The organism is Dyadobacter sp. BE31 (genome assembly GCF_031457695.1).
Lineage (GTDB): Bacteria > Bacteroidota > Bacteroidia > Cytophagales > Spirosomataceae > Dyadobacter.
On record NZ_JAVDXA010000008.1, the window covers coordinates 232836 to 259064 of the forward strand.

20 protein-coding genes are annotated in these 26229 nt (G+C 51.2%); 5 read left to right on the forward strand and 15 right to left on the reverse strand.

Annotated features, from left to right (window positions below; translation table 11 throughout):
- Nucleotides 1–23: 23 nt before the first annotated feature.
- The 6 genes from J2Y43_RS30915 to iolB form a co-directional block, all read right to left on the reverse strand.
- On the reverse strand, nucleotides 24–974 hold the full coding sequence (locus J2Y43_RS30915; RefSeq protein ID WP_309991906.1) for a class II fructose-bisphosphate aldolase: 951 nt from the start codon (nucleotides 972–974) through the stop codon (nucleotides 24–26).
- A 163-nt stretch (nucleotides 975–1137) separates the two neighbouring features.
- Complete coding sequence (locus tag J2Y43_RS30920) at nucleotides 1138–2748, reverse strand: sodium:solute symporter family transporter (RefSeq protein WP_309991909.1); 1611 nt, start codon at nucleotides 2746–2748, stop codon at nucleotides 1138–1140.
- 313 nt (nucleotides 2749–3061) lie between these two features.
- On the reverse strand, nucleotides 3062–4099 hold the full coding sequence (iolG, locus tag J2Y43_RS30925) for an inositol 2-dehydrogenase (RefSeq protein ID WP_309991912.1): 1038 nt from the start codon (nucleotides 4097–4099) through the stop codon (nucleotides 3062–3064).
- Nucleotides 4100–4262: 163 nt separating this feature from the next.
- On the reverse strand, nucleotides 4263–5729 hold the full coding sequence (locus tag J2Y43_RS30930; protein ID WP_309991914.1) for a CoA-acylating methylmalonate-semialdehyde dehydrogenase: 1467 nt from the start codon (nucleotides 5727–5729) through the stop codon (nucleotides 4263–4265).
- Nucleotides 5730–5743: 14 nt separating this feature from the next.
- Entirely contained in the window at nucleotides 5744–6751 is a 1008-nt protein-coding gene (gene iolC, locus J2Y43_RS30935) for a 5-dehydro-2-deoxygluconokinase (protein ID WP_309991915.1), read from the reverse strand.
- A 111-nt stretch (nucleotides 6752–6862) separates the two neighbouring features.
- Nucleotides 6863–7726: a 5-deoxy-glucuronate isomerase gene (gene iolB / locus J2Y43_RS30940; RefSeq protein ID WP_309991916.1), complete on the reverse strand. Its 864-nt coding sequence runs from the start codon at nucleotides 7724–7726 to the stop codon at nucleotides 6863–6865.
- Nucleotides 7727–7852: 126 nt separating this feature from the next.
- Here iolB and J2Y43_RS30945 point away from each other — a divergent pair, with 126 nt between their 5' ends.
- Together J2Y43_RS30945 and J2Y43_RS30950 are read left to right on the forward strand one after the other, a co-directional pair.
- The gene (locus J2Y43_RS30945) at nucleotides 7853–8884 is read left to right on the forward strand and encodes a LacI family DNA-binding transcriptional regulator (RefSeq protein ID WP_309991919.1); all 1032 of its coding nucleotides are present in this window, start codon (nucleotides 7853–7855) and stop codon (nucleotides 8882–8884) included.
- A 113-nt stretch (nucleotides 8885–8997) separates the two neighbouring features.
- On the forward strand, nucleotides 8998–11640 hold the full coding sequence (locus J2Y43_RS30950) for a DUF3857 domain-containing protein (protein ID WP_309991922.1): 2643 nt from the start codon (nucleotides 8998–9000) through the stop codon (nucleotides 11638–11640).
- A 71-nt stretch (nucleotides 11641–11711) separates the two neighbouring features.
- Here the strand turns inward: J2Y43_RS30950 and J2Y43_RS30955 are convergent, their stop codons facing one another.
- The 6 genes from J2Y43_RS30955 to J2Y43_RS30980 all read right to left on the reverse strand — a co-directional run bounded on the left by J2Y43_RS30955 (nucleotide 11712) and on the right by J2Y43_RS30980 (nucleotide 20933).
- Nucleotides 11712–13406: a RagB/SusD family nutrient uptake outer membrane protein gene (locus J2Y43_RS30955; RefSeq protein ID WP_309991923.1), complete on the reverse strand. Its 1695-nt coding sequence runs from the start codon at nucleotides 13404–13406 to the stop codon at nucleotides 11712–11714.
- A gap of 10 nt (nucleotides 13407–13416) precedes the next feature.
- Nucleotides 13417–16452, reverse strand: coding sequence for a TonB-dependent receptor (locus J2Y43_RS30960; RefSeq protein WP_309991926.1), 3036 nt, complete (start codon nucleotides 16450–16452; stop codon nucleotides 13417–13419).
- Nucleotides 16453–16953: 501 nt separating this feature from the next.
- Entirely contained in the window at nucleotides 16954–17172 is a 219-nt protein-coding gene (locus J2Y43_RS30965) for a hypothetical protein (RefSeq protein WP_309991929.1), read from the reverse strand.
- Nucleotides 17173–17190: 18 nt separating this feature from the next.
- Nucleotides 17191–17652, reverse strand: a complete 462-nt coding sequence (locus J2Y43_RS30970) for a DUF6932 family protein (protein ID WP_309991931.1) — start codon at nucleotides 17650–17652, stop codon at nucleotides 17191–17193.
- Between the two features lie 49 nt (nucleotides 17653–17701).
- A complete protein-coding gene (locus tag J2Y43_RS30975) occupies nucleotides 17702–20245 on the reverse strand; it encodes an FtsX-like permease family protein (RefSeq protein ID WP_309991933.1) in 2544 nt (847 codons plus the stop codon).
- A 13-nt stretch (nucleotides 20246–20258) separates the two neighbouring features.
- A complete protein-coding gene (locus J2Y43_RS30980; RefSeq protein ID WP_291039794.1) occupies nucleotides 20259–20933 on the reverse strand; it encodes an ABC transporter ATP-binding protein in 675 nt (224 codons plus the stop codon).
- Between the two features lie 193 nt (nucleotides 20934–21126).
- Between J2Y43_RS30980 and J2Y43_RS30985 the strand changes: the two genes are divergently transcribed.
- Nucleotides 21127–21822: an arylesterase gene (locus J2Y43_RS30985; RefSeq protein WP_309991936.1), complete on the forward strand. Its 696-nt coding sequence runs from the start codon at nucleotides 21127–21129 to the stop codon at nucleotides 21820–21822.
- Between the two features lie 36 nt (nucleotides 21823–21858).
- On the opposite strand, the gene J2Y43_RS30990 is transcribed toward J2Y43_RS30985, so the two are convergent.
- The 3 genes from J2Y43_RS30990 to J2Y43_RS31000 form a co-directional block, all read right to left on the reverse strand.
- Nucleotides 21859–22410 carry a hypothetical protein gene (locus J2Y43_RS30990; RefSeq protein WP_309991938.1) on the reverse strand — a complete coding sequence of 184 codons (552 nt, stop codon included), beginning with the start codon at nucleotides 22408–22410 and terminating at the stop codon, nucleotides 21859–21861.
- 64 nt (nucleotides 22411–22474) lie between these two features.
- The gene (locus J2Y43_RS30995; protein ID WP_309991940.1) at nucleotides 22475–23614 is read right to left on the reverse strand and encodes a T9SS type A sorting domain-containing protein; all 1140 of its coding nucleotides are present in this window, start codon (nucleotides 23612–23614) and stop codon (nucleotides 22475–22477) included.
- A gap of 126 nt (nucleotides 23615–23740) precedes the next feature.
- Entirely contained in the window at nucleotides 23741–23905 is a 165-nt protein-coding gene (locus J2Y43_RS31000; protein WP_295927853.1) for a lmo0937 family membrane protein, read from the reverse strand.
- 226 nt (nucleotides 23906–24131) lie between these two features.
- Between J2Y43_RS31000 and J2Y43_RS31005 the strand changes: the two genes are divergently transcribed.
- Nucleotides 24132–24950: an alpha/beta hydrolase family protein gene (locus tag J2Y43_RS31005; protein ID WP_309991943.1), complete on the forward strand. Its 819-nt coding sequence runs from the start codon at nucleotides 24132–24134 to the stop codon at nucleotides 24948–24950.
- A 15-nt stretch (nucleotides 24951–24965) separates the two neighbouring features.
- Nucleotides 24966–26213, forward strand: a complete 1248-nt coding sequence (locus tag J2Y43_RS31010; protein ID WP_309991946.1) for an acetylxylan esterase — start codon at nucleotides 24966–24968, stop codon at nucleotides 26211–26213.
- Nucleotides 26214–26229: the final 16 nt, after the last annotated feature.

The window sequence follows — 26229 nt, forward strand, 5'->3', positions numbered from 1 at the left end:
AATATTTACTGTTCGAAACAGAGTCAGCTGATAATGTTGCTGAAATCGCCCGCCTTGCCCGTGCAACCGAACAGGTCGAATTTTTTCAGCATAAACTTTTTGTATTCCTCCATAAAAATCTTCCCCGGGGTAGTGGGGGCGAATTCGTCAGGGCGGTCGCGGAAAAACTCCCGGTTGACCATCGTCCATAGTAAACGCGTGTCGGTAGCAATGTTAATCTTGCAGATACCCAACGGAATAGCCTTCCTTACTTCTTCTTCCTGCACACCTTTGGCATCGGTTTTCAATTGGCCGCCGGCCGCATTAATGCGTTCGATCACTTCCGGCACCACATTGGAGCCGCCGTGCAACACGAGCGGGAAGCTCGGCAAGCGCTGCTGGATTTCTTCTAGAATGTGGAATTGTAAACCTTGCCCGCCCGAGAATTTGTAGGCACCGTGGCTGGTACCGACGGCAATGGCCAGGCTGTCGCAATCGGTCGCATGCACAAAATCCTCGACTTGCTGCGGATTGGTATAAAATGAATGCGCCGCGTCCACGGTCAGATCATCTTCCACACCGGCCAGCACGCCGAGCTCGGCTTCCACACTGATGCCTTTGGCATGTGCTGCGGCCACTACGGCTTTGGTACGGGCTACATTTTTTTCAAAATTGTCGTGCGAGGCATCTATCATCACGGACGTGTAGCCGCCCTTGTCGATCGCATCGAAAATGTGCGCTTCATACCCATGATCCATATGGATCGCGTACGTCACGTGCGGGTAGATGCGTGCCGCCGCACCTATCATAGACAGTAGCATGTCCGCATTCGCGTAGTCACGTGCGAAGGGCGTAGTTTGTACGATGAAAGGCGCATTAGCCTCTTGTGCTGCGGCGAAAAGGCCATGGATTTCCTCCATGAAAAACACATTGACGGCCGGTATCGCGTAGCGGCCATAGCATTTTTGGAACAATTGTTTCGTCGTCAGAAGCATCTGGTTAATGGCTTTCGGCTGTCGGTAATCGGCAGTCGATCATTTATGGTATGGATGTTTTTTCAATATCAATGCATTTGCCCGAGAACTAAACACTCTGGACTTCGCTTATCGCCGACAGCCGACAGCCGACAGCCGACAGCCGACAGCCGACAGCCGACAGCTACCAAAATATCGTGTATAAAGCTGCCAGCACACCACATATCAGCACCGAGCCGATCACAAAACTCTTGCCGGGTTGGAACATCGACGCCTCGATTTTCAGGCCCTTCGGGTTGTCCTTGCTCTTCGGATCGGCCAGGGAAACGGCGACGATCACGGCGCAGAGGATCAGGAAGATATAGCCCATACGATCGAGGAACGGGATTTCAGGATACATAAACTTGCCTGCTGTCGATAATGGGATCGTGAGCAATGCGGCTGTGAGAGCCGCCGCCGATGTAGTCCGTTTCCAGAACATACCGAGGATGAATATGGCAAACACACCCGGGGTAATGAAGCTGCTATATTCCTGAATGAATTGGTAGGCCTGGTCGAGCACCCTCAGTTGCGGGGCAATGAGGATACCGATGCCCATCGCGACGTAGATCGTGTAGCGGCCTACGCGCACAAGCTGGCGCTCGGTAGCGTGCGGGGCGATGTACTGTTTGTAAATGTCTAATGTAAATATCGTTGAGATACTGTTTGCTTTGCCGGCCAACGACGCAACAATAGCGGCGGTTAGCGCGGCAAATGCCATTCCTTTCAGACCCGCTGGCAGGAGGTTGAGCAAAACAGGGTAGGCGTGGTCAGGTTTCACCGCATTCCCATCGAGCATTTCCTGCTGGAACATGCCGTTTTGGTACAAAACAAATGCGGCAATGCCCGGGATTACGACGATGATCGGAATGAGCAGTTTGAGCAACGCCGCGAAAAGAATCCCTTTCCGGGCCGTTGGCAAGCTCGCACCAAGGCTTCGCTGAATAATGTACTGATTGCAGCCGAAATAAGCGAGGTTGTTGATCCACATTGCACCGATAATCACCGTCAAACCGGGAAGATCTTTATAAAAAGGATGCTCCTTCGGCAGGATCATATGGAAATGGGAATCGGCCTGTTCGCGGAGCAATGCAAGCGCATTAAAAAGACCCGGCCTGTTAAAATGCTCCGAAACGAGGTCCAAAGCAAGGTAGGTCGTCGCCAAACCTCCCATTACGAGCACTATTACCTGTACGACATCCGTGTACCCGATTACTTTCATTCCGCCGATTGTGATCACGATCGCAAACAGACCGAGCCCTACGATGCCGTAGTTGAAATCGAGCCCGGCGGTCACTTCGAGCGCGAGTGCGCCCAGGTAGAGGATCGACGTCAGGTTTACAAATACATATAACAATAGCCAGAAAACCGCCATGATCGTCGCCACCGTGGGGCTATACCTTTCCCGCAGGAATTGCGGCATGGTGTAGATCTTGTTTTTAAGATAAACCGGCAGGATAAACAATGCGACGACGATCAGCGAGGCTGCTGCCATCCATTCGTAGGAAGAGATGGCCAGGCCAATGGCAAATCCCGATCCCGACATCCCGATAAAGTGCTCCGCCGAAATGTTGGATGCGATGATGGAAGCACCGATCGCCCAGAACGTCAGCGAGCCCTCTGCAAGGAAGTAGTCGGTTGAACTAACCTCTTTCGAGCTTTTCTTTTTATAAATCCAGTAACCGTAAGCGGAAACGCCTATCAGATAGATGAAAAATACTATGTAATCCAGCGATTGCAGACCGGTAGTGGACATGCTTATGAAAGGGTTAGTTGGTTAAATGTTACGGTAAATGATGTCGGGGCTTGGTCTTGGTCAGGTGTTGTCATTGGTGGTCAGGTGTTGTCAGGTGTGGTCAGGTGTTGTCAGGTTTAGTCAGGTATTGTCAGGTGTTGTCATTTGTAGTTAGGAGTTGTCAAGTGTAGTCAGGTTTAGTGAGGTCTGGTCATTTATGCGGGCCAAACTTATTCATTTTCCACTACACCTGACCATTCATGACTATAAATGACAATACTTGACCACACATGACTACGTTTGACTACTCCTGACCACACATGACTACGTTTGACTATTCCTGAACCGCGGTCGCATAATGCAGCACTTCGTCCAATTTCACGCTTCTGCCTTCGGTCAGCGACTTCATGGCAGCGATACCGATTGCCGTTGCCATGAGGCCGTCGTGCGCATCCACCGGCGATGGGGTGTCTTTCAACACGCAATCGATGAACGTTTTAAGGCACACGCGATAGGCAGTTTCATATCTTTCGAGGAAGAAATGCAGCGGTAACGAGCTATGGCCGCCATTGCTGTCGAAATGAATGAGTGTATCGGTAGTATTGTTTTCGGCCTTCGCCATGCCTTTCGAGCCGAAGATTTCCAGGCGCTGGTCGTAACCATAAACGGCCTTGCGGCTGTTGTCGATCACACCTATCGCACCGTTTTCGAAGGTTAACACGATCACTGCTGTGTCGATATCACCAAATTCCTTAATCTCCGGGTGAATGAGCGCGTCGCCTTTCACGAATACCTCTTTTACCTCGCTTCCGACAATGTAGCGCGCCATATCGAAGTCGTGGATGGACATGTCGAGGAAAATCCCACCCGAAACCTTCAGGTATTCTACCGGCGGCGGCGCCGGGTCGCGGCTGGTAATGCGGAGAATGTGCGGCTCTCCGATTTTTTCATTGGCAACCAGGTGCCGGACATTCATAAAGTTGGCATCGAAGCGGCGGTTAAAGCCGAGCATTAGTTTCACATTGTTGTCCGACACCGCTTTTTCGGCAGCCTGAATCGCTTCCAACGTTACATCCAGGGGTTTTTCACAAAAAACGTGCTTCCCTTTTTCTGCGGCGGCTACCGTGTAGGGCACATGAAAAGGCGTGGGGGAGCATATGATCACCGCCTCAACGTCGGGGTGGTTGATCACGTCATAAGCATCCGTTACGACTTCGGGAACACCGAGGTCACGAGCGAATGCATGTGCAGCAGGCGAGAGGTCGGAAGCGATAATCACTTCCGCATCGGGCATATGGTGCACGAGGTTGCTAAGGTGGATTTGGCCGATCCGGCCCAGTCCGATCACACCGGTTTTGAGTTTTTTTGTCATCTTCAGAAGTTGCGAGCGAGTTGCAGCCGTCGACTAAAGTCGGCGGTCAAAGATTTTGAAAAGATATATTTTCAAGATTCTTGATCATCCCTTGCCGTCGACTTAAGTCGACGGGAATTGATTAGAATTGATTAGAATTGAATTGATTAGAATTTTTTAATTTCTAAAACTTCCTGTTCCATTCTTTCAGCCAGCGCTCGATCACCACTTTGGTTTGGGTGAAGAATTCGACCGCGTGCTTGCCTTGACCATGAAGGTCGCCGTAGAAACTATCCTTCCAGCCCGAGAACGGAAACTGTGCCACAGGAGCGGCGACACCGATATTGATACCGATATTCCCCGCCTCGGCTTCATGACGGAAACGCCGTGCATTCAAGCCGCTGCTGGTGAAAATACAGGCCATGTTCCCATACTTGCCGGAATTGATGAATCGGATCGCTTCCTCGATGGTATTAATATGTACAAGGCTTAGCACTGGTCCGAAAATCTCGGTAGCGGCCAACTCGCCGTCCAGTGGAATGTCTTCGATAATGGTAGGCGCAATGAAGTTGCCGTTTTCGTAGCCATCGATTTTCGCATTGCGTCCATCCACGAGCAGACGGCCACCTTCATGCAAACCCTTGTCGATGAGGCTGTGAACGCGGTTTTTGCTCTCTGCTGTGATAACGGGCCCCATTAACACATCCGAATCCAGGCCGAAACCTGTTTTACGGTTCCGTGCCGATTCCACCAGGCTTTCCGTAATATCTTTGTGCTCTCCAACGGTTATAATTGTCGAGGCGGCGAGGCATCGCTGACCAGCGCAGCCGTAAACGCTGTCGATCACGATCTGTGAAGTCATATCGATATCTGCATCCGGCAGCACGATTACCGGATTTTTGGCACCGCCTTGTGCCTGCACGCGCTTGCCGTTGGCCGAACCTTTGGCATACACATAGCGGGCTACATTGGAAGAACCCACAAAGCTGATCCCTTTGATAACAGGGTGTTCGAGAATCGCGTCCACCGTCTCACGCGCGCCTTGCACGAGGTTTAGTACCCCTTTCGGAAGATCCAATTGCTCCATTAATCCAACAATCTTGGTCATGGTTAGGGGTACCTTTTCCGATGGTTTGATAATGTAGCTGTTCCCGCAGGCGAGTGCGTAGGGGAGGAACCAGAACGTGATCATCCCCGGGAAGTTGAACGGCGCGATACATGCGCACGGGCCAAGCGGCTGGCGGATCATATATTCGTCGATGCCCTTGGCAATATCTTCCGAAAACTCGCCCTGGATGAGGGTGGGCATACCGCACGCATTTTCGACATTCTCGATCGCGCGCACCATTTCGGCCTTTGCTTCGATGAACGTCTTCCCCGATTCGAGGGTGATAGTCCGCGCGATGTCGTCGGCGTTGTCTTCGAGTATTGTTTTGAGTTTAAACAAATATTGCACCCGCTTCGAAACCGGCGTATTTCTCCATTCCTGAAAGCCTTCCTGGGCAGCCGCAGCGGCATCGGCGACGTCTTGCGCATTACCGTAAGGCACTTTCGCCAGCACTTCCTGGTTGGCGGGGTTCACCACGTCCACATAGTTGTCGGAGTGGCTGTCGACCCAGCGGCCGTTGATGTAATTCTGTAATTTTTCCATTTGTATTTTAAAACTTATAATCCTCCGTATCCTTTCACGAACTCCATTACTTCATCATAGGCCGGCATAAAATTCGCGCAGCCTTCGCGCGTCACGATGATCGCCCCGCACGCATTGCCCATCCGCACGCTTTTGTACAAATCCCAGCCCCGCAACAGTCCGAACGAGAAGCCGGCGCAGAACGCGTCACCCGCCCCAAGCACGTTCAGTACCTCTACCGGGAAACCGGGCACTTTCACTTCCTCCTTACCCGGCTGGAAAATGGACGCACCATCCTTGCCGCGCTTCACGACCAGCGTCTCCACGCCCGAGTTCAGGATTTCATTAATGGCATTCTCAATGTTCCCGCGGATTTCGGGGGCCGATATTTGCTGATGTTTGATGAGAAGCTGTTCCTTATCGGTCAAAAACGTGGCGAGGATCTCTTCCTCTGTTCCTACCACGATATTGAAGCTACCCAATGCTGCGCGAATGGTTATCCCAAATGCACGTGGATCAAACCACTGGTCGGCGCGGAAATCGATGTCAAGCAATCGCGTAACACCATTCTTTTTTGCCAGTTCAAGGGCATAAAACATCGCAGTACGGCTTGGGTCTTTGCTGAACGCCGTGCCCGAGAATGCGGCAGCCTTGAAATCCTGGAACGGTATGGCGGATACGTGATCGATATTCAGGTTGATATCCGCACAGTTTTCGCGGTAATACACCAGCGGGAAACGGTCGGGAGGCTCGATACCCAGTACTACGGCCGAGCTGCGGGTGCCTTCGATAACCGGAACCCATTCGGTAACAATGCCTTCGTTGTCGAGGAAGTGCTTGATGAAGTTCCCGACCTGATCGTTGCCGATGCCGGTCAGGATAGCCGTTTCCAGACCCAGGCGACGGCTCCCCGTGGCGATATTGAGCGGACAGCCGCCTACAAATGCATTGAATGCCTCGATTTTTTCAAAAGGGCTACCCACGTTGGCCGAGTAGAGGTCAATGGACGAGCGGCCAAGGGTAAGAAGATCGTATTTGGGCATGGATTTTTTTGCTACTTCGGCTTTCGGCTATCGGCCGTCGGCCTTGTTTTTCGTTATTTTATCTTATTCACCAACAGTTCGACAGCCGAAAGCCGACAGCCGAAGTCCTTTTCATCCATTCATCTCCGCCGTGACAATCGGTAGTCTTGGATCGGCGCCTTTCCACGTTCCGTAAATCCAGTCGTGGTCGGGGTCGGAGGTGTTGGCGAGCGACTGGTCGCTTCCTGCGAGGAAATTGAGGTAATATACATTATAGCCATGTCCGGCCACTACCGGGTGGTAGCCTTTGGGAACGAGCACCGCTTCATTGTTTTTCACGCGGATAATCTCGTCAAGCGAGCGGTCTTCGGTATAAACCTGCTGGATGGCGTAGCCCTGCGGTTTGTCGATTTTGTAGAAATAGATTTCTTCGAGATTCGCTTCGAGCAAAGTGCCGTCCTCGGCCACCTTGCGCTCGTCGTGCTTGTGCGCGGGGAAAGAGCTCCAATTGCCGGAAGGCGTGTACACTTCCACACAAACGATCTTATGGCAGCCGAAACCCGGTTCGAGCAGGCTGTTGATTTGACGGTTGGCATTGTCACCACCACGGTATTCGATGGCCGCTTCCTCAGGGCGCTTCATACGCGGCGGGTGGTCTTCGTCGGAAAGGACTTTGCAAATCGCGATGTCGGTACCGGGCGACTGCGCCGTAAGTACGAACGGCGTGCGGCGCGAGAGGTACATCGCATGCCCGATTCCACTGAACACGTCCTTGCGGCCATTGCCTGTTTCCCAGACCTGCCCGGCGGCTTCCACTTTGAAATTTCCGCCCAGCAATGCAAAGCAATATTCATATTCGCCCGTATCTCCCACGATTTGTTCGCCTGCTTCCAGTATTTTAGCTTCGAAGTTCAGGTACGTCCAGCCAGCCTGTTCGGCGGTGAGGGAATGATAGGTCTTGTTGTGTGTTCGGGGCTTAACTAGCAGGTTACTCATTGTGGTAAATCCATTACATTTGCACAATGATAGTGTTGTATAAATTAAACACAAAATGTAAATATGTTAATATTGAATGCAAACGTTTGAAAAAATTTCAAAGAATTAATTGTCCTATTCCCACCCATGAATTCCTCACGTCCTGTTACGATCAAAGACATTGCACGCCGTTTCCGGTGCTCTCCATCCACTGTTTCCCGTGCGCTCAACGACCACCCGGCCATCAATGAAGACACCCGGAAAAACATCCAGGAATATGCCAAAGAGGTGGGCTACCAGCGTAACGAAGTGTCGCTGAGCCTGCTCAATAAAAAGACCGCGTCGCTCGGGGTAGTGGTTCCGACGATCAGCAATTACTACGAAACGGCGGTCATCGAAGGCCTGCATACGGTGTTACAGCCCATGGGTTACACGCTCAATATTTGCGTAACCAACGAAAGCTACCTGCTTGAAAAAGAATCGTTGTCCAAACTGCTCTCCAACCGTACCGAAGGGATATTCCTGTCGGTTTCTCAGGAGACTTACGATGCCGGTTACTACGAGCATCTCGAAAGCGTGATCCAGCGTAAAACCCCGCTCATCTTCATCGACCGTGAGTATGAGGATTTCGAAACAAGCCGTGCTACTGTGGACGATTACCACGGAGCATTTGCAGCCGTAGAGCATTTAATTTCAATAGGTTATAGGCAGATTGCGCATTTGAAGGGACCTAATGGACTTACCGTGTCTGAGCAGCGTTTCAAGGGCTATATCAATTGCCTCAAAAAGTACAATTTGCCTATCCGCGAAGACCTGATCCTGAACACAAACTTCAACGTAGAGAGCGCCATTCTGCCTACCAAGCGCCTGCTCGAACTCGCGTCCCCGCCCGACGCAATCTTCGGTGTGAACGACCAGGTGGCGATCGGGGCAATGCGTGTGGCCAAAGACAAAGGACTGCGCATTCCGCAGGATATCGGGCTCGTGGGCTTCGACAATTCGCCCATTTCGGCCTACACATTTCCGTCGCTCACTACCGTTCACCGCCCGGGGCGGAAGATCGGCATGGAGGCTTCCCGCTTGTTTCTCAATCAGTTGAACGGCTCGGGTGATTTCGCACCGGAGAGCATTGTATTGCCGTCGGAACTGGTGATCAGGGAGTCGTCGCTGCGGATTTGAAACATCCTCAGCGAACTGCTTTTTTGTAAAATAAATAGTTTGTAGCTATCAGGTACTTTGGAGAAATATGAATAGCTTAGTCGATCTGTAACTCTTCTATCTGATTTATTAACTTGACATTTACATTCCGTTCAATCCGACTCTTCCTGTCCGTATTGTGTGTGCTGGCTATGTGCATTGGCGAACTACGGGCAGCTCCTTCCATTGGTGTCAAGCCTGTTCCGTCGTGGGTAGTGCCGGTTACGCCGGGTGGGAAAGCGCCGTCGGCGAAGGACTTTTCCGGCGGGTATTACATTTCTTTTGTCGATAAGCAGGTAAACCTCGGGGCAAAGAGTACTTACCGGCGATTCGTGAGGCAAATTGTTTCAGAAAGCGGCATTCAGAACGGGTCCGAGATTTCGGTCACTTTCGATCCGGCTTACGAGCGGGTAGACTTTCATGAAGTGACTGTCTGGCGGGGAGGGCAACGCATTTCCCATTTGAAGCAGGGGGATTTCAAGGTTATGCCCGTTGAGTCAGAGCGCCAGCGATTTATTTACAACGGCTTTCATTCTGCCTCGCTGGTATTGAAGGACATCCGTAAAGGCGACCGAATCGATGTGGCGTATTCGACAACCGGCTGGAACCCGGTTTTCATGAATAAGTACTCCGATTTTCTTTATTTCAATGCGTATGACTATATCGCGCATATTCATAACTCCATTCTCTCGCCGGCTGGCAGGGTACTGCATTTCAAGGATTTCAATAAACCTCCCGTAAGAACCGCACAGAGCCTCAGCGGGAATACGCTGTACGAATGGGATGTACGTAATGTCAAAAATAACTCCTACGACGACTATGTTCCGGGTTGGTACGGCAAGGAGCCATCGGTTCAAGTGACGGAATTCGGGACCTGGAAGGAAGTGGTCGACTGGGGGCTGAATTTCTATCAGGTACCAGTGCCTGGGGGAGCTTTGAAAGCGAAGGTCGAGGAATGGAAATCACAAAGTGAGAGTACGCTGGACTTTATCGGAAAGGCAGTGCGGTTTGTCCAGGACGAGATCCGCTACCTGGGCATTGAAACCGGTGAAAATTCGCATCGGCCTCACAAACCGGAAGAAGTATTTGCACAAAGATATGGTGATTGTAAAGACAAAACATTCCTGCTTTGTGCTATTTTGAGGTCTAATGATATTGAATGTGATCCCGTATTGGTCGATTCTTACAAACGTTCGCAGATAGCGGAAAACCTCCCTTCTCCAGCGGATTTCAACCACGTGATTGCCCGTGTGCGTGTGCAGGAGAAGATTGCCAAGGACAATGAGTTCAGTTTTGTATTCATCGATGCCACGATGTCATTGCAGGGGGGGGCAGTACCCCAAATGTATTGCCCGCCGTACGGTAAGGGCCTGTTACTCAAAAGCGGTCAGAACCAGTTGGTTACCATCCCCGACCATAATGCAGGAAATGTCGATATCGTGGAGGATATTTATCTGCCGCCGACCGGCGATTCAACAGCGGAAGGGCGGATTCAGGTAAAAACAGCCTATTACAAAGGCGATGCGGACGATTTCCGGGCACAGTTTCAGGAAGGCGATGTGTCGGAAACGGAGGAGAATTATCTCAATTTTTACAAAGACCTCTTCAAACACGCTGTGGTGGAGGCTACGGATACACTGGAATACTATGACCAACGCGAAGGCAACAGCTTCTCATTGGTAGAGCGCTATTCTCTCAAAAAACCTTGGAAACTCGATAGTGCCACCAATAAATTCTATTTCGACGTATTTGGCAAGACGCTTTATACTACGCTGAACATTTTGCCGGGCCGCCCGAGGAAAGATCCGGTTTCGCTTAAATTTCCATCCGATCAGAACTATATCATTAATGTACATATGCCGGATGCGTGGAATGTTCCCGCGGATAAATGGGAAATTAAGCGTAGCTCCTACATCATCAGTTTTGAATCGAAATATCTGCCTGAGGAATATACCTGGCAACTCAAATACCAGCTTAAAACACTGAAAGACCACGTGCCGGTGGCCGAAGCCAAACAGTTCAAGGCGGATATTGACAAGCTGGTAGAAAACCTCGAGTATCAACTCACAGAGCCGAAATCAGCCGGTTTTGATGTATCCGACATCAACGGCTGGATGGTAGGGTTATTGATTGTCGTCGGCATATTCGCAGTTACATTTTTCAGAAGATTGTACCGGTATTCGCCGGGTTACAGACATTTCCATGAGTCGGGGGTTATCTTGGGCGGTTGGTTGATTTTACTGGCAATTTCAGTGGGATTTGCGCCCCTTACCCTGCTGGCTCAGTTCGTCGGCCAGCAATTGCCGGTTTATGTTTCCTTGGCCCACTGGGACGCAATGGAAGCCAGGGGGATGCTCGTTTCGACGGCTTACCACGCATTGCTGGTCTTCGAATTATGTTTTAACGGGGTGATGATCGGTTACGCAATACTGGTTGCGGTTCTATTCTTTAAAAAGCGGGATTCATTTCCTACACTTTATATCTACTTTTTGGGAATCAATCTGTTGGGTATTATTCTTGACACTTGCCTTAGCTACGCATTAATGGGGGATATGTTTGATGGCGAGCTCAATAACACAATCGCCGCGATAGGCCGGGCGATGTTTTTCTCCGCCATATGGATTCCCTACTTAATCAAATCTTCGCGCGTGCAGCGAACGTTCGTGAATACCTATGGCGACCAGCCCGTCGAGAAGGAGTTGAGCGAAGGTACAGAGGTAGCAGAGCCCTTGGAATAATAATTCTGGTTTAAACTAAAACAAAAAGCCGGTCAGATTCCTCCGACCGGCTTTTCTTTGTTACTCAAACATCAATACCCATCATTCTGCTTCAAGTACCCTGGCAAATTCGACGCGCCGTCGATAGCCGTTTGCGGGATCGGGAAGATGCGTTTCTTTACGTCGGTATTCGTTTTTTCGGTCCATTGGCCCTCGTATTTGCCGAAACGGATCATGTCCGGGCGGCGGAGCATTTCCCAGTAAAACTCGAAGCCGCGTTCGCGGAACAGGAGGTCGAGGGTCATGCTGGTCAATGCCGGTGGAGCGAGCGTCTTCGTGCGTGATGCGCGCACGAGGTTCACGTCGGCCAGAGCACCGGCAGCATCGTTGCTTTTGCGCAGTTTCGCTTCGGCACGCATCAGGTAGATGTCCGCCAGGCGTGCGATCACGATATCGGCTTCGCCACGGTTACGGCCAGTGTTGGATTTGCTGCTGAACTCGTATTTCTCCACGCGATAGCCGGTGTTGTAGTTACTTCCGGCCGTAGTGAAGTCGATCATTTCAGAGAAGCTCACTGGCAAATCGGCGCGGTTGCGCGTTACGTAGCTTAGCTTTCCTACTTTCAGCTTGCCGTCCGGACAGCGGAGGAAGGCACCATTCACACGCAATGCACCGTATTGCTGGCCTCTCAGGATACCACGGTTGATTTTGTAGTCAGCGTCAGCGACACAAGTATCAGCGGCATTGGTGTAAATCGACATGTTTTGCTGGTAAAAACGCGGATCACGTGAGGGATCCACTGCCCCGTAGGCTTGTACCCAGCTCTGGTAGAAATCGGAAGTGATCGCAGGGCCGTCGGTGCCGTTCGCAGCGGGGAATTCAGCCAGTGGGAACTGGTCGCCTGAAATCGAGAAGTAGGCCATACGGTTGTGACCGTTCAGCTCGGCACGCTGGTCTACCGCGAAAATGATCTCTTCGTTGGTATGGTTGTTGTTTCCGAAAATCGCGAAATAATCAGCCGAAAGTTTCGCCTGGCCGGAGTTGATCACCTTGTCGGTGTATTGGATCACTTTGTCCATATCCTCGGCCTTGAAATCGAATGTGGCACCATAGATGTTGCGATACACGGCAGCATTCAGGTTCAGGCGCGCCAGCAGGCTCCATACGGCAGCCTGGTTCAAACGGCCGGGGCCAACCACAGATTTTGGTTGCACCGTTGGCTCAACCGCCAGCAATTCACTTTCGATATACTTGACAGCCTCGTCACCGCGGATAATCTTTGAGGTAGTTCCCGGATCGTCCTTCACAAACGCAATGCCGAATAAATCGAGCATAACCATATTGTAATAAGCGCGCATACCGCGGGCCTCGGCAGTGTAAAGTGCCGCGTTGGGCGAGGTAGCTGTTTTAAGACCTTCGATAGCCGTGATACACCGCGAAATAGACTGTACCAGCTGGTTCCACGTGTTGTTCACGTTAGGATCGGTGCTGGTGGTATTGTGGCCGTGTAATGCGATGTATATACCGTTATCACCCCAGTCGGTTCCGCCTCGATAGGGGAGAATAGCCTCGTCGGTGGAGATTTCCTGCAATGCAAAATAGGTGGTATGCTGGAAAAGGTTCGGCAGCAATGCGTAGGTTGGTGCCAGCAGCCCGTTGACTGTCTCTTCTTCTGAAAGTTTTGCCGTGAGTGTTTCGTCAAGCACTTGTTCTTTCAGGTCGGTACAGGCGTTGCTGAGCATCAGCAGGCCGGCTACCGCAAATATGGTTGATAGTTTCTTCTTCATGGGTCAATAATTAAAAGCCGAGATTGATCGAGAAAATGAAGGTTTTCGCTTTCGGATAGCTCAGGTAGTCGATACCGTAAGAGGTAATACCGGCGATCGAACGGTCGTTGTTAACTTCCGGGTCATAGCCATTGTATTTGGTCCACAATGCCAGATTTTGGCCGGTAACCGAAATGCGGGCTGTCTGTACCCATCTGTTGATTCCAAGCTTAGCGGTATTGAGGTTGTAACCCAATACAAGGTTGTTCAGCCTCAGGTAAGCACCGCTTTTGAGATACCTCGTAGAAACCCCCGCCGAGTTATTAACCGATTCTTCCGGCGAAGCAAGTGCCTCAGGTGTTACGTTCACGCCTTTCGACAATTTCAGTTTGTAGAAGTTCGAGTTGGCCGTGTTGTCATACACTTTGTTACCCGCAACGCCATTGAAATTGGCGGACAAATCGAAACCTTTGAAACTCACATTTCCATTGAAGTTGTACATGCGGGTAGGCAATGCCGTACCGGCCACAATCCGGTCGGCGTCGTTGACAATACCGTTGCCATCCACGTCGCGGAACTTGCTGATACCCTTTTCATCAAAACCGATGAACTCTTTCAGGTAGAATGAGCCGATGGCTTCACCGTTGATATAACCGTTGATCGTCGCCGAAGTCAGACCCGATCCTTGGGCGGAACCGGATGGAATCACGGTGTAAGGAGAGTGCTCCACACGGTTTTTGATGAAAGTAATATTGCCGCCTACCGAATATCTCAGGCCGTTTTCCAGGGTGTTACGGTAGTTCAGGTCAAACTCCAAGCCCTGGTTGATGATCTGCATGTCGGGCACGTTGGTCCAGAATGTTCCGGCCGGTTGCACGGGATCGGCAGGGATCACTTCAAGCAGCATTTTTTCAGACACCTTTCTGAAATAATCGACTTCTCCGCTCAATGCGCCTTTGAACAAACCAAAATCAAGACCTAAGTCAGTCTGTTTGGATACTTCCCATTGAATGTTGGGGTTAGCCAGACGCGTGTAGGTAGTACCGGCCGGGTAGGTAGTACCACCGTCGAGTGGGTAGCTGGCGGTGCCTGAAACAACGGACGTAAACCGTGCCTGTGTTATTTTGGATGGGATTTCCTGGTTACCCGTTGATCCCCAGCCTGCACGGAGTTTCAATTCCGAGAATGGCGACGACTTCATGAACGGTTCTTCTGAAATCCTCCAACCTGCCGAGAATGAAGGGAAAGACCCGTATTTGTTATTCGAACCGAATTTGGACGACCCATCGATGCGCAATGTAGCAGTGATCAGGTACCTGTCTTTGAAACCATAGCTCGCACGGCCAAAGAAGGATTGCAGCTCATTGATTGTCGCGAAACCGCCGGGCTGGTTCAGCGCCAATGAGAGATCCTGTCCGAGACCGGGGTTGTAAATCGGCTCGATATCGGAAATGGGGAACTTATTGATGCTGAAATTCCGGCTCTGAATAAAAATGCGCTGGTAGGAATGACCGAGTAATGCGGTCAGGCTGTGGATTTTGGTATTCAGATTGTAAGTCAGGTAGTTTTCGAGCAACCTGTTGGTATTGCGCAGCCCGTAGGTTTCCAGACGGCCGATTTCGGCAGGGATCGTGCTGGGCAGCAATTGCTTATCCTGTGTGGCGGTCGAGTTATCGATGCCGAAGTTCAGTTTATAAACAAGCCCGTCGATGATCTTCACAGAAGGGGAAATGCTAGCCAGCACACGATTGGTCGTCAATTCCTCCTTGTATTGCTGTAAAATGAAAAGCGGGTTGGTGAAATCCTGGTATTGAGCCAGTTGCCCGTTTGCATCGTAAGGAGCATAAGTTGGATTGATAGTCAAAGCACTACCAATGGCGCCCTGGATATTAGGGCGCTGATTTTTGGTGTTGGTGGCATTGAGGTTGAAATCCAGCGTAACGCGGTCCTCGAACAATTTCTGGGAAAGGTTCATGCGGCCGGTGTAACGGTTTTGCTGGCTGTTTTTAAGAATTCCTTGCTGCTTTTGTGCGCCGAACGATGCGTAATACGTCATCTTTTCACTACCGCCGCCAACAGAAATGTTGTGATTATGGGTAGTCGCGGTCCGGAAAATTTCCTTTTGCCAATCGGTGTTGGCTTTGCCGTCGGCGATTGTTGCGCCTAGTTTAGTGGCTTCGGTCAGGAATTCCGGTCCGGAAAGCACATCCAGCGGGCGCGCCACATTGGAAATACCCAGGCTACCCGAATAAGTAACTTGAGCCTGGCCCGATTTACCCTTTTTAGTGGTAATCAGGATCACCCCATTTGCACCACGGGCACCATAAATGGCTGTGGCCGAGGCATCTTTTAATACGTCGATCGACTCGATATCCTGTGGATTCAGGAAGTTGAGCGGGTTTGCATCACCCCCTGTACCACTGTTGTCGAGTGCCATTCCGTCCACGACGAACAATGGGGTGCTACCTGTGCGCACGCCGCCGGGACCGCGAACGGTAATGCTGGTCTTGCCGCCAGGCTCACCGGTAGCAGAGGTGATGTTCACGCCCGACACCTTTCCTTGCAGCAACTGTTCGGGGGAGTTGATGATACCCTGGTTGAACTCGGCGCTTTTCAGGGACTTCACCGAACCGGTAATGTCTTTTTTCGTAGCGCTGCCGTAGCCGACCACCACCACCTCGCTGAGGTTGGCTGCGGCTTCTTTGAGCTTGATTACGATGGAGCTGGCGTTGCTTTCGGTCAAAAGGAAATCTTTCAGCGACTGCTTTTCAAAACCGATATAGCTGAATTCCAGGTTGTAGCGCTGGCCTGTCTGCAAGTTTGCAAAACTGAAAGTGCCTGATTCATTGGTAGTTGCGCCTTGCTTATTATTGCCATTGGCATCGGAGATCACCACAGTAACGCCGGGCAGACCTTCGGAGGAACCTTCGGTCGTCACTTTTCCGGTGAGGGTAACCTCCTGCAATTTGTTCATGTTGGTCTCAACATGCTTTCTGGGCTGGCCTTCGGGAACGGGTATTTCAGCTGCGGCAATGGCATGGAGGCCGCACACGGCCGTTACTTGCATAAGGCAGTTTCTGAATATTCCGGTCCTGACTGATAGAGTCGAAGTCTTTCTCATAGTCGTGGATTATTGGATTTTACAGTGAATAGAAAGTTGAGGCAAAAGAGATTTTTAGTCATAGAGGAAAATTTGGGGAGTAATGAACCACAAGATTACATATTGTATTATTAAGATAATTAATAGTAATAACTTTATAGGCAATGCAAACGTTTGAAATTCTGTGCAAACGTTTGAAAAAATATGAAGATTAAATTGGATGAAATTAATAATGCTTTTTGCGGTGTAGGAATAGTGATTTTAAATCACCCCAAAGTCTAATCGGGATGGGAAAAGTTGCATTAAAGCAGCATTTCAGGGCCAAAAATGGCATTACGGAAAAGAATAAATGAAGGAATGGGTTTTAAGGAATTGTTAAATCGCCGTGCACGGATAGGACGCGGGCTGGAAAGTGGAGTAGCGGGAGGAACGGAGAGAAGGAGAGACGGGACGGCTAATTTCGCGCGGCTAAGCGGCGCTATCTGCCGGGACAACTTTCAGGGTTAGCCCATGTGTTTTCAAGAGTTGATCCAGCTCTTGCTGGTGCTCGGCTAAAAGCTCTTCGTATTGTTTGATCATTAGCCATGAATCGCCTGACTCACGATGCATGTGCAGGGTTTGATTAGTGGTTGCCACAAGGCCTATAAGCCGTGACACGCGCAATTCCCATTCTTCCAGTTCTAACATCGACTGTGGTTTCATGACTCAATAATCTAATTGTATAAATCCTTTCGGCTGTCCTTTACGGGAGTCTCTAACAAACTCGTGAAGCCACTGCTTAGAATCCAGATGAGAGCGAAAAAAATGTTTGTGATCGGTTGGGTAATCTTCAAGGTACCCGTCAAGGCGGAGGCTTCGTTCTCGACTATACTCTCTCAAACTGCCAAGTATATGCTCGTTTCGGCTGAAAGTTTTTGCATTTATAAATGTTACAAAATCAATGTCATTGGGATTAAGTTTCCTGGTAACAAAACTTCCATCTATCCATTGATGAAATCCCGTGCCAATGATAGAGATGAGTCTTTCCATATATTCTGAAAAATTCTCAAAAATCACCTGCCTCGTGCCGGACCGCGGGAATGCATCCACAAACTCAGCTTTAAATGTCGCCCAGTCGGTGTAAATAATCTCGTAGGGCTTCAAGTTGCCGTTAATGTCAAATTCCAAGTGTGTGTGTAGCTTAATTTTCAGTTTAAATATACCGAAAATTAAACACTTAAACATCCTGCCGCAATACCTCTAACGGCGGGCGGGACAGGATGCCGCGGCTGTTGAGCAAACCGATGATAACGGTTAGCAAAGAGACAAAAAGGAATATCAATATCACCGGGCCGAGCTCGGGGTTGAATTCCGATTCGAAGTTGAATTTGGCGAGGCAGAAACTTCCGATAAGCGCGATGAGGATACCTGTGAATGCCGCCAGTGCGCCCAGAAAGAAATATTCGAGCGAGGTAATGACGAATATCTGTCTCCGGCTCGCACCCAACGTGCGTAGGAGGACGCTCTCCTGAATGCGCTGATATTTGCTGATCATGACGGACGCAATGAGGACGATCAGCCCGGTAAGTATGCTGAATCCGGCCATAAAGCGGATCACAAAGCCGATTTTGTTGAAAATATCATCCAGTACACGCAGTACGAGGGCAAGGTCGATGATCGAAATGTTGGGGTATTGCCTTACCAATGCCTGCTGGAACCGCGCGGAGACGGTCGGATTGGGTACGTGCGTGAGCATGGCGTGGAACTGCGGGGCGTCTTCGAGTACGCCGGTTGGGAAAACGACAAGGAAGTTGGTACGGACCTCGCTCCAGTTCACCTCCCGGAAGCTGGAAATAATGGTGGACATAATGGTGCCTTGCACATTGAAAACCAGCGTGTCGCCGATTTCCAGGCGGCTCCTTTCCGCAAACCCTCCCTCGACGGAAATGGGTATGAGTTCGGACGATTGGTCGTATTTACCCTGCCATTTCCCTTTGGTGATTTTCTCGGAAGAAGTAGTGGAATCACGGAAGGTGACGCGGTATTCCCGACCGAAAATGCGGCGTGACTGCTCGGCAGTGGTATCGCCTTCGAAATCGGCGGCGGTTTTGCCATTCACTTCTTCCAAACGCATATTCACAATGGGGACGCTCTGGTTGATGGGCACATTTTGCGCCTTGGCAATCGCCAGAACGCCGTCTTTCTGATGGCTCTGAATGTCGAAAAGCACCATATTGGGCTGGTTGCCGCTGCTCGATAGCTTCACACGGGTGAGCAGGATCGTTTGTATAAAAAATAGCGTGCAGATCAGCGAGGTACCCAGGCCGACTGAAACGATGAGAATGGTCGTCTGGTTGTTGGGGCGGTACAAATTCGCAAGCCCCTGGCGCCAGAGGTAACTCCATGAAGTGGGAAAGAACTTACGCACAAGCCACATCAGCAAGCTGGCTATACCGAAAAGGATCAGGAATGAAGCGAGAATGCTGGCAGTAAATACCAGTGCCTGCACCCAGGTTTGCATTTGCAGGAACGAAAACCCGAAAATGAACAGGACGATCAGCCCATACAATGCCCAACTCACCGCGTCGCGTTCGGGATGGGAGGCGTCGGAGGCGGAGCGCAGCACATTCAGCGGCGATACTTTGCGGATCGATACGAGCGGCGGCAATGCGAAAAGTATGGAAATGAGCACGCCGATCGCCAGGCCCTGGCCGATAGCAGGCCATGAAATGTCGGTAGTGAGGTCAAACGGAAGCAGGTCCTTCAATACCACAGGCAAAAATTGCTGGATGACCGTACCCAGAATGGTGCCGAGCACGGTGCCGATGAGCCCGATGCCCGCGATTTGAATCAGGTAGATCAGAAATGCCTGCGAGGCTTTTACACCCAGGCAGCGCAGTATCGCAATGGAATTCAGTTTCTCGCGCACATATATATGTATGGCGCTCGCGACGCCTATGCACCCGAGCAGGAGCGCGACGAACCCTACCAGCGAGAGAAAGCGCGTGAGGTCACGGAAGGAGCGGCCGGTGTCTTCTTTCTGGCTTTGAACCGTATTAAAATCAAGGTCATACTTCTCGAACTTCGGTTCCAGCGTTTTGACCATCTTTTCGACATCCGTTTTAGCCGGATATTTGAAATAATACCTGTAACCCACGCGACTGCCTTTTTGCATCAGGCCGGTCTGATCCAGAAAGCGCATCGGAATGTAGACAACTGGCGCCACCGAGGCCGTCACACCGGTCGCACCGGGGGCTTTTTCCAGAACGCCGGCAATAGCAAAAGTCACTTCGCCGATCCGGATCGAATCACCGACCTGCGCGCGGTATTGGAGCATCAGGGTTTGGTCTACCAATGCTTCCTGGCGGTTTCTGAACGTCTTTTCAGCCGAAACGGGAATGGTTTCCAGCTTTCCGTAGTAAGGGAAGTCACCCGAGAGCGCCTTCACCTGCGTCAATCGGCTGCCGCCGCCTTTATTGAAATACACCATCGAGGCAAATGCGCGTTCCTCGGAGCGCACCTTGCCGAGCGAGTCGACAAAGGCCATCGCTTTTCCATCGATTTTCTTACCACTATAAATGGATAAATCGGCACCGATGAGCGTAGCTGCCTGGCTGTCGATATTGTCGCGGAGGTTGTCGCCGAGCGAGTAAATGGCTACCAGCGCCGCGATGCCGAGGATAATGGAGGATATAAAAAGGGCCAGCCGGGCGCGGTTTCTACGACTGTCGCGCCAGGCCATTTGCAATAACCACGAAAGGTTGAATGTATTGGGGTTCATCGGAAATTCACGGTTAGCTGGCCTCCACAATTTTGCCGCCTTTGATGCGGATGATGCGCTGTGTCTTGGCAGCGAGTTCGAGGTCATGGGTGACGACCACGAGCGTGGTACCCGCCTCGCGGTTGAGGTCGAAGAGCAGCTTCACCACTTTTTCGCTCGTTTCGGCGTCGAGGTTACCTGTCGGTTCGTCGGCAAACAGGATCTGCGGCTGGTTGGAGAATGCACGTGCCAGCGATACGCGCTGCTGCTCGCCGCCGCTGAGCTGGGTGGGGTAGTGGTGGCCACGTTCGGCCAGGCCTACTTTGTCGAGCAGGTCGAGGGCACGGGATTTTACATTCTTTTCTCCACGCAGTTCCATGGGCACCATCACATTTTCCAGTGCGGTGAGCGTGGGGAGGAGCTGGAAGTTCTGGAAAATGAAACCAACATATTGGTTACGAACGGCCGCCAGCTGGTCTTCGTTGAGGCCATTCAGCCGGGTTCCGTGCAGCTCTACGGTGCCGGCCGTGGAGCGATCGAGCCCTGCGCAGAGGCCGAGAAGCGTCGTTTTGCCGCTGCCCGACGGACCTACGATCGAGACCGTGGAGCCTGTTTCGATGGAAAAACTGATATTGTCGAGGACTTTGAGGGTGCGGTCGCCGCTTTTATATATTTTACTGACGTCGTGCAGATCGAGTATGGTATTCATCAATCGTTTTTCTTTATGTTTGCGTGGTGTCCGGGACGCGCCGTCCGAGGCGCGCAGCCAGGCGCGAAAGACCTAATTTGGCTCTTTTCGGCTATTGTTTCTCATAAATATAGTTTAAACGGTTTTTATTTGAGAATGAATGGCCGGGTATGCCTTTTTAAACTAAAAAATCCATTCCCTTTGAATTCAGATTATGATTGATATGCGTCGTTTCAAGACATTTTTAGTATTATCGCTTCTGACCGCCGCGCTGTTTTCCTGTGGCGGAGAGAAAAAGGAAGAATCGGCGCAAAAGGCCGATTCCGCTCCAACAGCCGCGAAAGCTCCCGCTGCTAAAAAGAAGATCATCGTGTTTTTCGGAAACAGTCTTACGGCAGGCTACGGCCTCGACGACCCGTCGCAGGGCTTTGCCGGACTTATCCAGAAACGCATAGATTCGCTGGGTCTCCAATACAAAGTCGTGAATGCGGGTGTGAGTGGCGAGACTACTTCCGGGGGGAATAGCCGTATCGACTGGCTGCTCAAACAACCGCTCGACGTTTTTGTACTCGAACTCGGAGGTAACGACGGCTTGCGGGGTATTCCTGTTTCGGAAACCCGCAAGAACCTGCAGGCAATCCTCGATAAGGTGAAAGCCAAATACCCCGACGCTAAGCGCGTGCTTGCCGGAATGCAGATCCCGCCGAATATGGGACAGAAATATGCGACCGAGTTCAAGGATGTATATGCCGATCTGGCAAAAAAGAATGACATAACCCTTATTCCTTTCCTGCTCGAAGGGGTAGGTGGGGAATCGAAGCTGAACCAGGCCGACGGCATTCACCCCACAGCCGAAGGGCATAAGATTCTCGCTGAGAATGTGTGGATACGGATCAAAGATCTGCTATAAAAGCAACTAACCCGCCCAATGGCGGGTTAGTTGCTTTTAGGTATTGTAGGTTTCGTTACCATGAAGTTGCCGGGCGCCATAGCGGTTCCAGGCTTCTATGATTTCCATCCTGTCTTCGACCGTGCGAGGCGTAAAGGAAATGATCACCCCGCCTGCACGGATGCTGGACTCAAATGCTTCGGCATGTTCCCTGGGCACGCCACGGTGGTGTAATGCCCCTACAATGCCGCCCGTGAGCCCGCCCGCACCTGCACCGGTAAGTGCTGCAAGCAAGGGGCCTGCCACTGCGATCCCAAGGCCTGGAATTACTACTGTGGTACCGATGGCGATGAGCGCGCCGGCAATAGCCCCGGCCGTACCGCCGATTGCAGAGCCAATGCCCGCATTCTCCATCGTCGAATGGGCAGGTTTTTCATCGCCAATTTCTTCGTGATGTACCCGGTGTGTCTCGTCGGAAATGATCACATTGATTTCCTCCGGCTTGTAACCCCGGTAAATCAGCTCGTCGTAAGCTTTCTGTGCGTCCATGCGGTTGGAGAATGCCGCATTCACGAGCGAGGGGTAATTGTATTCGATTGTGGTTTCCATGATATCGCGTTTTGGTTTAAACCTCGCGCGATCTGAAAACAATTATGCCAGAAATGGAGCCAAGTTACTCTGCTTTCACGACTCTCAATTGTCTCGAAATTCCTTCCTTGTCCGTGAGTTTCAACAGGTAAGTTCCCGAGCGCCATTGTGAAGTGGTAATGCTTGCCGGTAATTGCCCTTGCGCCTGGTAAACCACTTTGCCGCGTATGTCGGTGAGCTCCACTGCTCCGGGAAGGCCGGCCTGGTGCGGCGACAGGAATAGCGATTCTGAAAAAGGGTTCGGATAGGCCGGTACCGGCGCCTCGCGCATGTACACGCTCCGTATGCGACTATACGAGTACGTGGCGTCGCGGTCGGTCATGCGAAGGCGGTAGAGGTTTTCGCCCGCAAAAGGGTAGCTATCCGAAAAGGAATAGGTTTCTTTTTGCAAACTTTCTCCCCTGGCCTGCAAAATCCCCGCTTTTTGCCACGCCCGTCCGTCGTTGCTGCGCTCGATATCGAAATGAGAAGCATTGTTCTCGGCGGTAGTTGCCCAGCTCAGGCGTACGGAAGATCCTTCAACGATTGCATCAAACTCGGTCAGCACCACCGGTAACGGACCATTGCAGGCCGAATAGAGCATTGCCTCGTTGAAACACATGCCCGCATTGCCGGACACATTCAGGTAAGTGCCGGCCGGATGCACATGTTGGTAGTTACAAATGGCCGGGGCGTTGCATACGGACAGCATCGGGTTGTTGCGGATCGTAAGGTCCCCGCCAATCGTAAGGCTGGTGGCCAGCCCTGTAAGCGAGGTGAGTGACTCATTGCCGACGATGTTCACCGTTCCGGTAACAGTAGTGAGGGCGCTCAAAGCTCCCAAATTATTTAATGCCCCATTGAACGATATTTCGAGCATACCGGCGGTTTGGAGCCCGCCAAGGCCGCTCAGCGAGGTGAGTGAATGATTCTCCGCAATGATAATGGCGCCTCCGACGCTGGTGATATTTTGAAGTGGTGCGAGGCTGGTAACCACGTCGCTCGCGAGGCTGGTGATGTAAATGTTGCCCGTAACCGTTTTCCATTGCGACTCCCAGGAGTTTAGCGCACTTTGGCTGGTGAATTCGACATTTCCTACGTATGTCTGTGCCAGCAAACGACTGGAAACAGCCGATAGCATGATCAGTAACAACAGCATACGGCTTTTGAGTAAAATCAACTGCATAGAATAAGGGGTTATCGTGCAAAGGCTACCTCAAGGTAAGATTTTGTAACCAGACTGAGGCAAACAAAAGCCCGGAACGATTGAAAACTAACGTCCCGGGCTGGTTGAGCTGAGCGAATGTGGCTGCTATACCACCCTGTCGCCGCGTATCAAACGCAGAATAATCGCTATCACGGCGATCACCAGCAGAATATGAATGATGTTTCCTAGTCCAAAACTCGCAAAGCCGAAATAGCCGATCAGCCAAAGGATCACGAGGATCACGGCTATGGTATACAGGAGATTTCCCATTGTTATAAAATTTTGAGTTAGAGTTATTTTAGAGATAATTGTATTACATCAATTTAAATGCCAGCCACTTTCTCTCATGTCAAAACGGGATATTTCCCCGGTTTCTACAATATTTGCGGGGTTCAAGGCATTTGCATCATGCAGTTGTAGAAAATTTTCTCAAAAACTTACGGTGGCAGCCTCCCCGTTATCGTCATTCTCTCAATTCTCTTTTAACTCATTTAAAATGAAAAAAGCATTTCTATCACTCTTTGCATTTGTTCTGTTTGCATTAGGTCAGGTTAGCGCGGCGCAGGTCGATACCGTGGAGGTGAATAGCGCGGTGATGAAGAAGAACCTCAAGGTGGTCGTGGTGCGGCCGGCCGGTTATAATGCAGGCAAGGAGTTCCCGGTGGTGTACCTGCTGCATGGTTACAGCGGCAACCATTCCAACTGGATCACCAAAGCGCCCGGCATCCAGCAAGCTGCCGACCATTATAATATGATCATCGTCTGCCCCGACGGCGGTTTCAGCAGCTGGTATTGGGATAGCCCGGTGGACCCGCAGTCGCAGTTCGAGACCTATGTTTCCAAAGAACTGGTTTCCTATGTCGACAAAAACTATAAAACCATTAAAGACCGTAGAGGCCGCGGCATTACCGGGCTGAGTATGGGCGGTCACGGAGCGCTCTACCTCGCTTTGAAGCATCAGGACGTGTACGGCACCGCCGGAAGCATGAGCGGCGGCGTGGATATCCGTCCTTTTCCCAACAACTGGGATATGGCCAAGCGCCTGGGCAGCTACGCCGAGCAGCCCGAAAGATGGGAGAAAAACACCGTGATCAACATGCTCCATTTGCTGACCCCCAACTCACTTTCGCTCATTATCGATTGCGGTACCGAGGACTTCTTTTACGGAGTGAATGAAAACCTGCACAAGCAGCTTGAATACCGCAAAATCCCGCACGACTACATTTCCCGTCCCGGTGCGCACAACTGGCCGTATTGGGAAAATGCGGTGCAGCACCAGCTCCTTTTTATGAATACTTATTTCAGCAAAAAATAATCAAACCTGCTTATCATGAGGGTTTTTGTCCTTGCGCTGGCATTTTGCCTGATCGTTTTACCAAAAATAATACATGCCCAGGAGGGTAATCGTGCGTTGCCCGACCCATTTACGTTTAACAGCGGAAAAAAGGTGAAATCGGTGAAGGAGTGGGAGCGCAGGCGGAACGAAATCCTCGAAACGATGACGCACGAAATGTACGGCGCGGCCCCGCAAAGACCGAAAAACATGCATTTCGAAGTTTTTGACTTGGATAAAAATGCATTGGGCGGCAAAGCGACGCGCAAGCAGGTGACGGTTCACATTACCGAAAAAGGAAGGGAAGCGCAATTTGATCTGCTGATTTACATTCCCAATCAGGCCAAACATCCGGTACCTGCCATTATCGGGCTCAATTTCATCGGTAACCAGGCCATTCACGCCGATCCGGGTATTAAACTGACTACTGCCTGGGTCGAGAAGAGCGGAATGTTCCCTTGCTCGGCCGATGGGAAGGCCGGTGATGCCTGCCGGGGCGTGAATGCCTCGCAATGGGCAGTGGACAGCATTCTCGCACGCGGGTATGCGCTGGTGACGCTCTACCGCGAGGAAATCGCTTCGGACCGGAAAGAGCACGCGTTTCAAACGGGGGTCCACCCGTTATACCCGGAATTGCAGCAGCGCGAAGATAATTTCGGTACGGTTGCTGCCTGGGCCTGGGCACTGAGCCGCGGGCTGGATTACCTCGAAACCGACAAGGATATCGATGCCAAACGGGTGGCGGCGTTCGGTTTTTCGCGGTTGGGTAAGGCTGCGCTCTGGGCAGGTGCAACGGACCGGCGGTTTGCTGCCGTACTGAGTAATGAGTCGGGTGCGGGTGGCGGCAAGCAGTTCCGGCGCGGGATCGGAGAGGATATTAACCGGCTATGCACGGTATTCCCGCATTGGTATGCCCGGAGTTTGGGTAAATACAAAGGGAAAGACACTGAGCTGCCGTTTGATCAGCATTTTGTCCTTTCGCTCATTGCCCCGCGGCCGGTTTATCTGGCAACGGCCGAGGACGATAAGAATGCCGATCCGCAGGGTGAATTCGCCACCGCACGGGCCGCAGATGCAGTGTACCGGTTTTTAGGGACGAGCGGTTTTCCGGATGCGCCGTTTCCGGCGCTGAATCAGCCCGTATCGGGCCAAATCGGCTTTCATATCCGGCCGGGTGGGCACGACGTTAAAATGTTCGACTGGATACAGTTTTTAAATTTCTCTGATTTACATTTGCAAAAATAGACCGAACCTAATATTT

Bases quoted from the DNA above. Each gene is read 5' to 3' on its own strand.
- J2Y43_RS30915 (WP_309991906.1), bottom strand. From the start codon at position 974: ATGCTTCTGACGACGAAACAATTGTTCCAAAAATGCTATGGCCGCTAC.
- J2Y43_RS30920 (WP_309991909.1), bottom strand. From the start codon at position 2,748: ATGTCCACTACCGGTCTGCAATCGCTGGATTACATAGTATTTTTCATC.
- iolG (WP_309991912.1), bottom strand. From the start codon at position 4,099: ATGACAAAAAAACTCAAAACCGGTGTGATCGGACTGGGCCGGATCGGC.
- J2Y43_RS30930 (WP_309991914.1), bottom strand. From the start codon at position 5,729: ATGGAAAAATTACAGAATTACATCAACGGCCGCTGGGTCGACAGCCAC.
- iolC (WP_309991915.1), bottom strand. From the start codon at position 6,751: ATGCCCAAATACGATCTTCTTACCCTTGGCCGCTCGTCCATTGACCTC.
- iolB (WP_309991916.1), bottom strand. From the start codon at position 7,726: ATGAGTAACCTGCTAGTTAAGCCCCGAACACACAACAAGACCTATCAT.
- J2Y43_RS30945 (WP_309991919.1), top strand. From the start codon at position 7,853: ATGAATTCCTCACGTCCTGTTACGATCAAAGACATTGCACGCCGTTTC.
- J2Y43_RS30955 (WP_309991923.1), bottom strand. From the start codon at position 13,406: ATGAAGAAGAAACTATCAACCATATTTGCGGTAGCCGGCCTGCTGATG.
- J2Y43_RS30960 (WP_309991926.1), bottom strand. From the start codon at position 16,452: ATGCAAGTAACGGCCGTGTGCGGCCTCCATGCCATTGCCGCAGCTGAA.
- J2Y43_RS30965 (WP_309991929.1), bottom strand. From the start codon at position 17,172: ATGTTAGAACTGGAAGAATGGGAATTGCGCGTGTCACGGCTTATAGGC.
- J2Y43_RS30975 (WP_309991933.1), bottom strand. From the start codon at position 20,245: ATGAACCCCAATACATTCAACCTTTCGTGGTTATTGCAAATGGCCTGG.
- J2Y43_RS30980 (WP_291039794.1), bottom strand. From the start codon at position 20,933: ATGAATACCATACTCGATCTGCACGACGTCAGTAAAATATATAAAAGC.
- J2Y43_RS30985 (WP_309991936.1), top strand. From the start codon at position 21,127: ATGATTGATATGCGTCGTTTCAAGACATTTTTAGTATTATCGCTTCTG.
- J2Y43_RS30990 (WP_309991938.1), bottom strand. From the start codon at position 22,410: ATGGAAACCACAATCGAATACAATTACCCCTCGCTCGTGAATGCGGCA.
- J2Y43_RS30995 (WP_309991940.1), bottom strand. From the start codon at position 23,614: ATGCAGTTGATTTTACTCAAAAGCCGTATGCTGTTGTTACTGATCATG.
- J2Y43_RS31000 (WP_295927853.1), bottom strand. From the start codon at position 23,905: ATGGGAAATCTCCTGTATACCATAGCCGTGATCCTCGTGATCCTTTGG.
- J2Y43_RS31005 (WP_309991943.1), top strand. From the start codon at position 24,132: ATGAAAAAAGCATTTCTATCACTCTTTGCATTTGTTCTGTTTGCATTA.
- J2Y43_RS31010 (WP_309991946.1), top strand. From the start codon at position 24,966: ATGAGGGTTTTTGTCCTTGCGCTGGCATTTTGCCTGATCGTTTTACCA.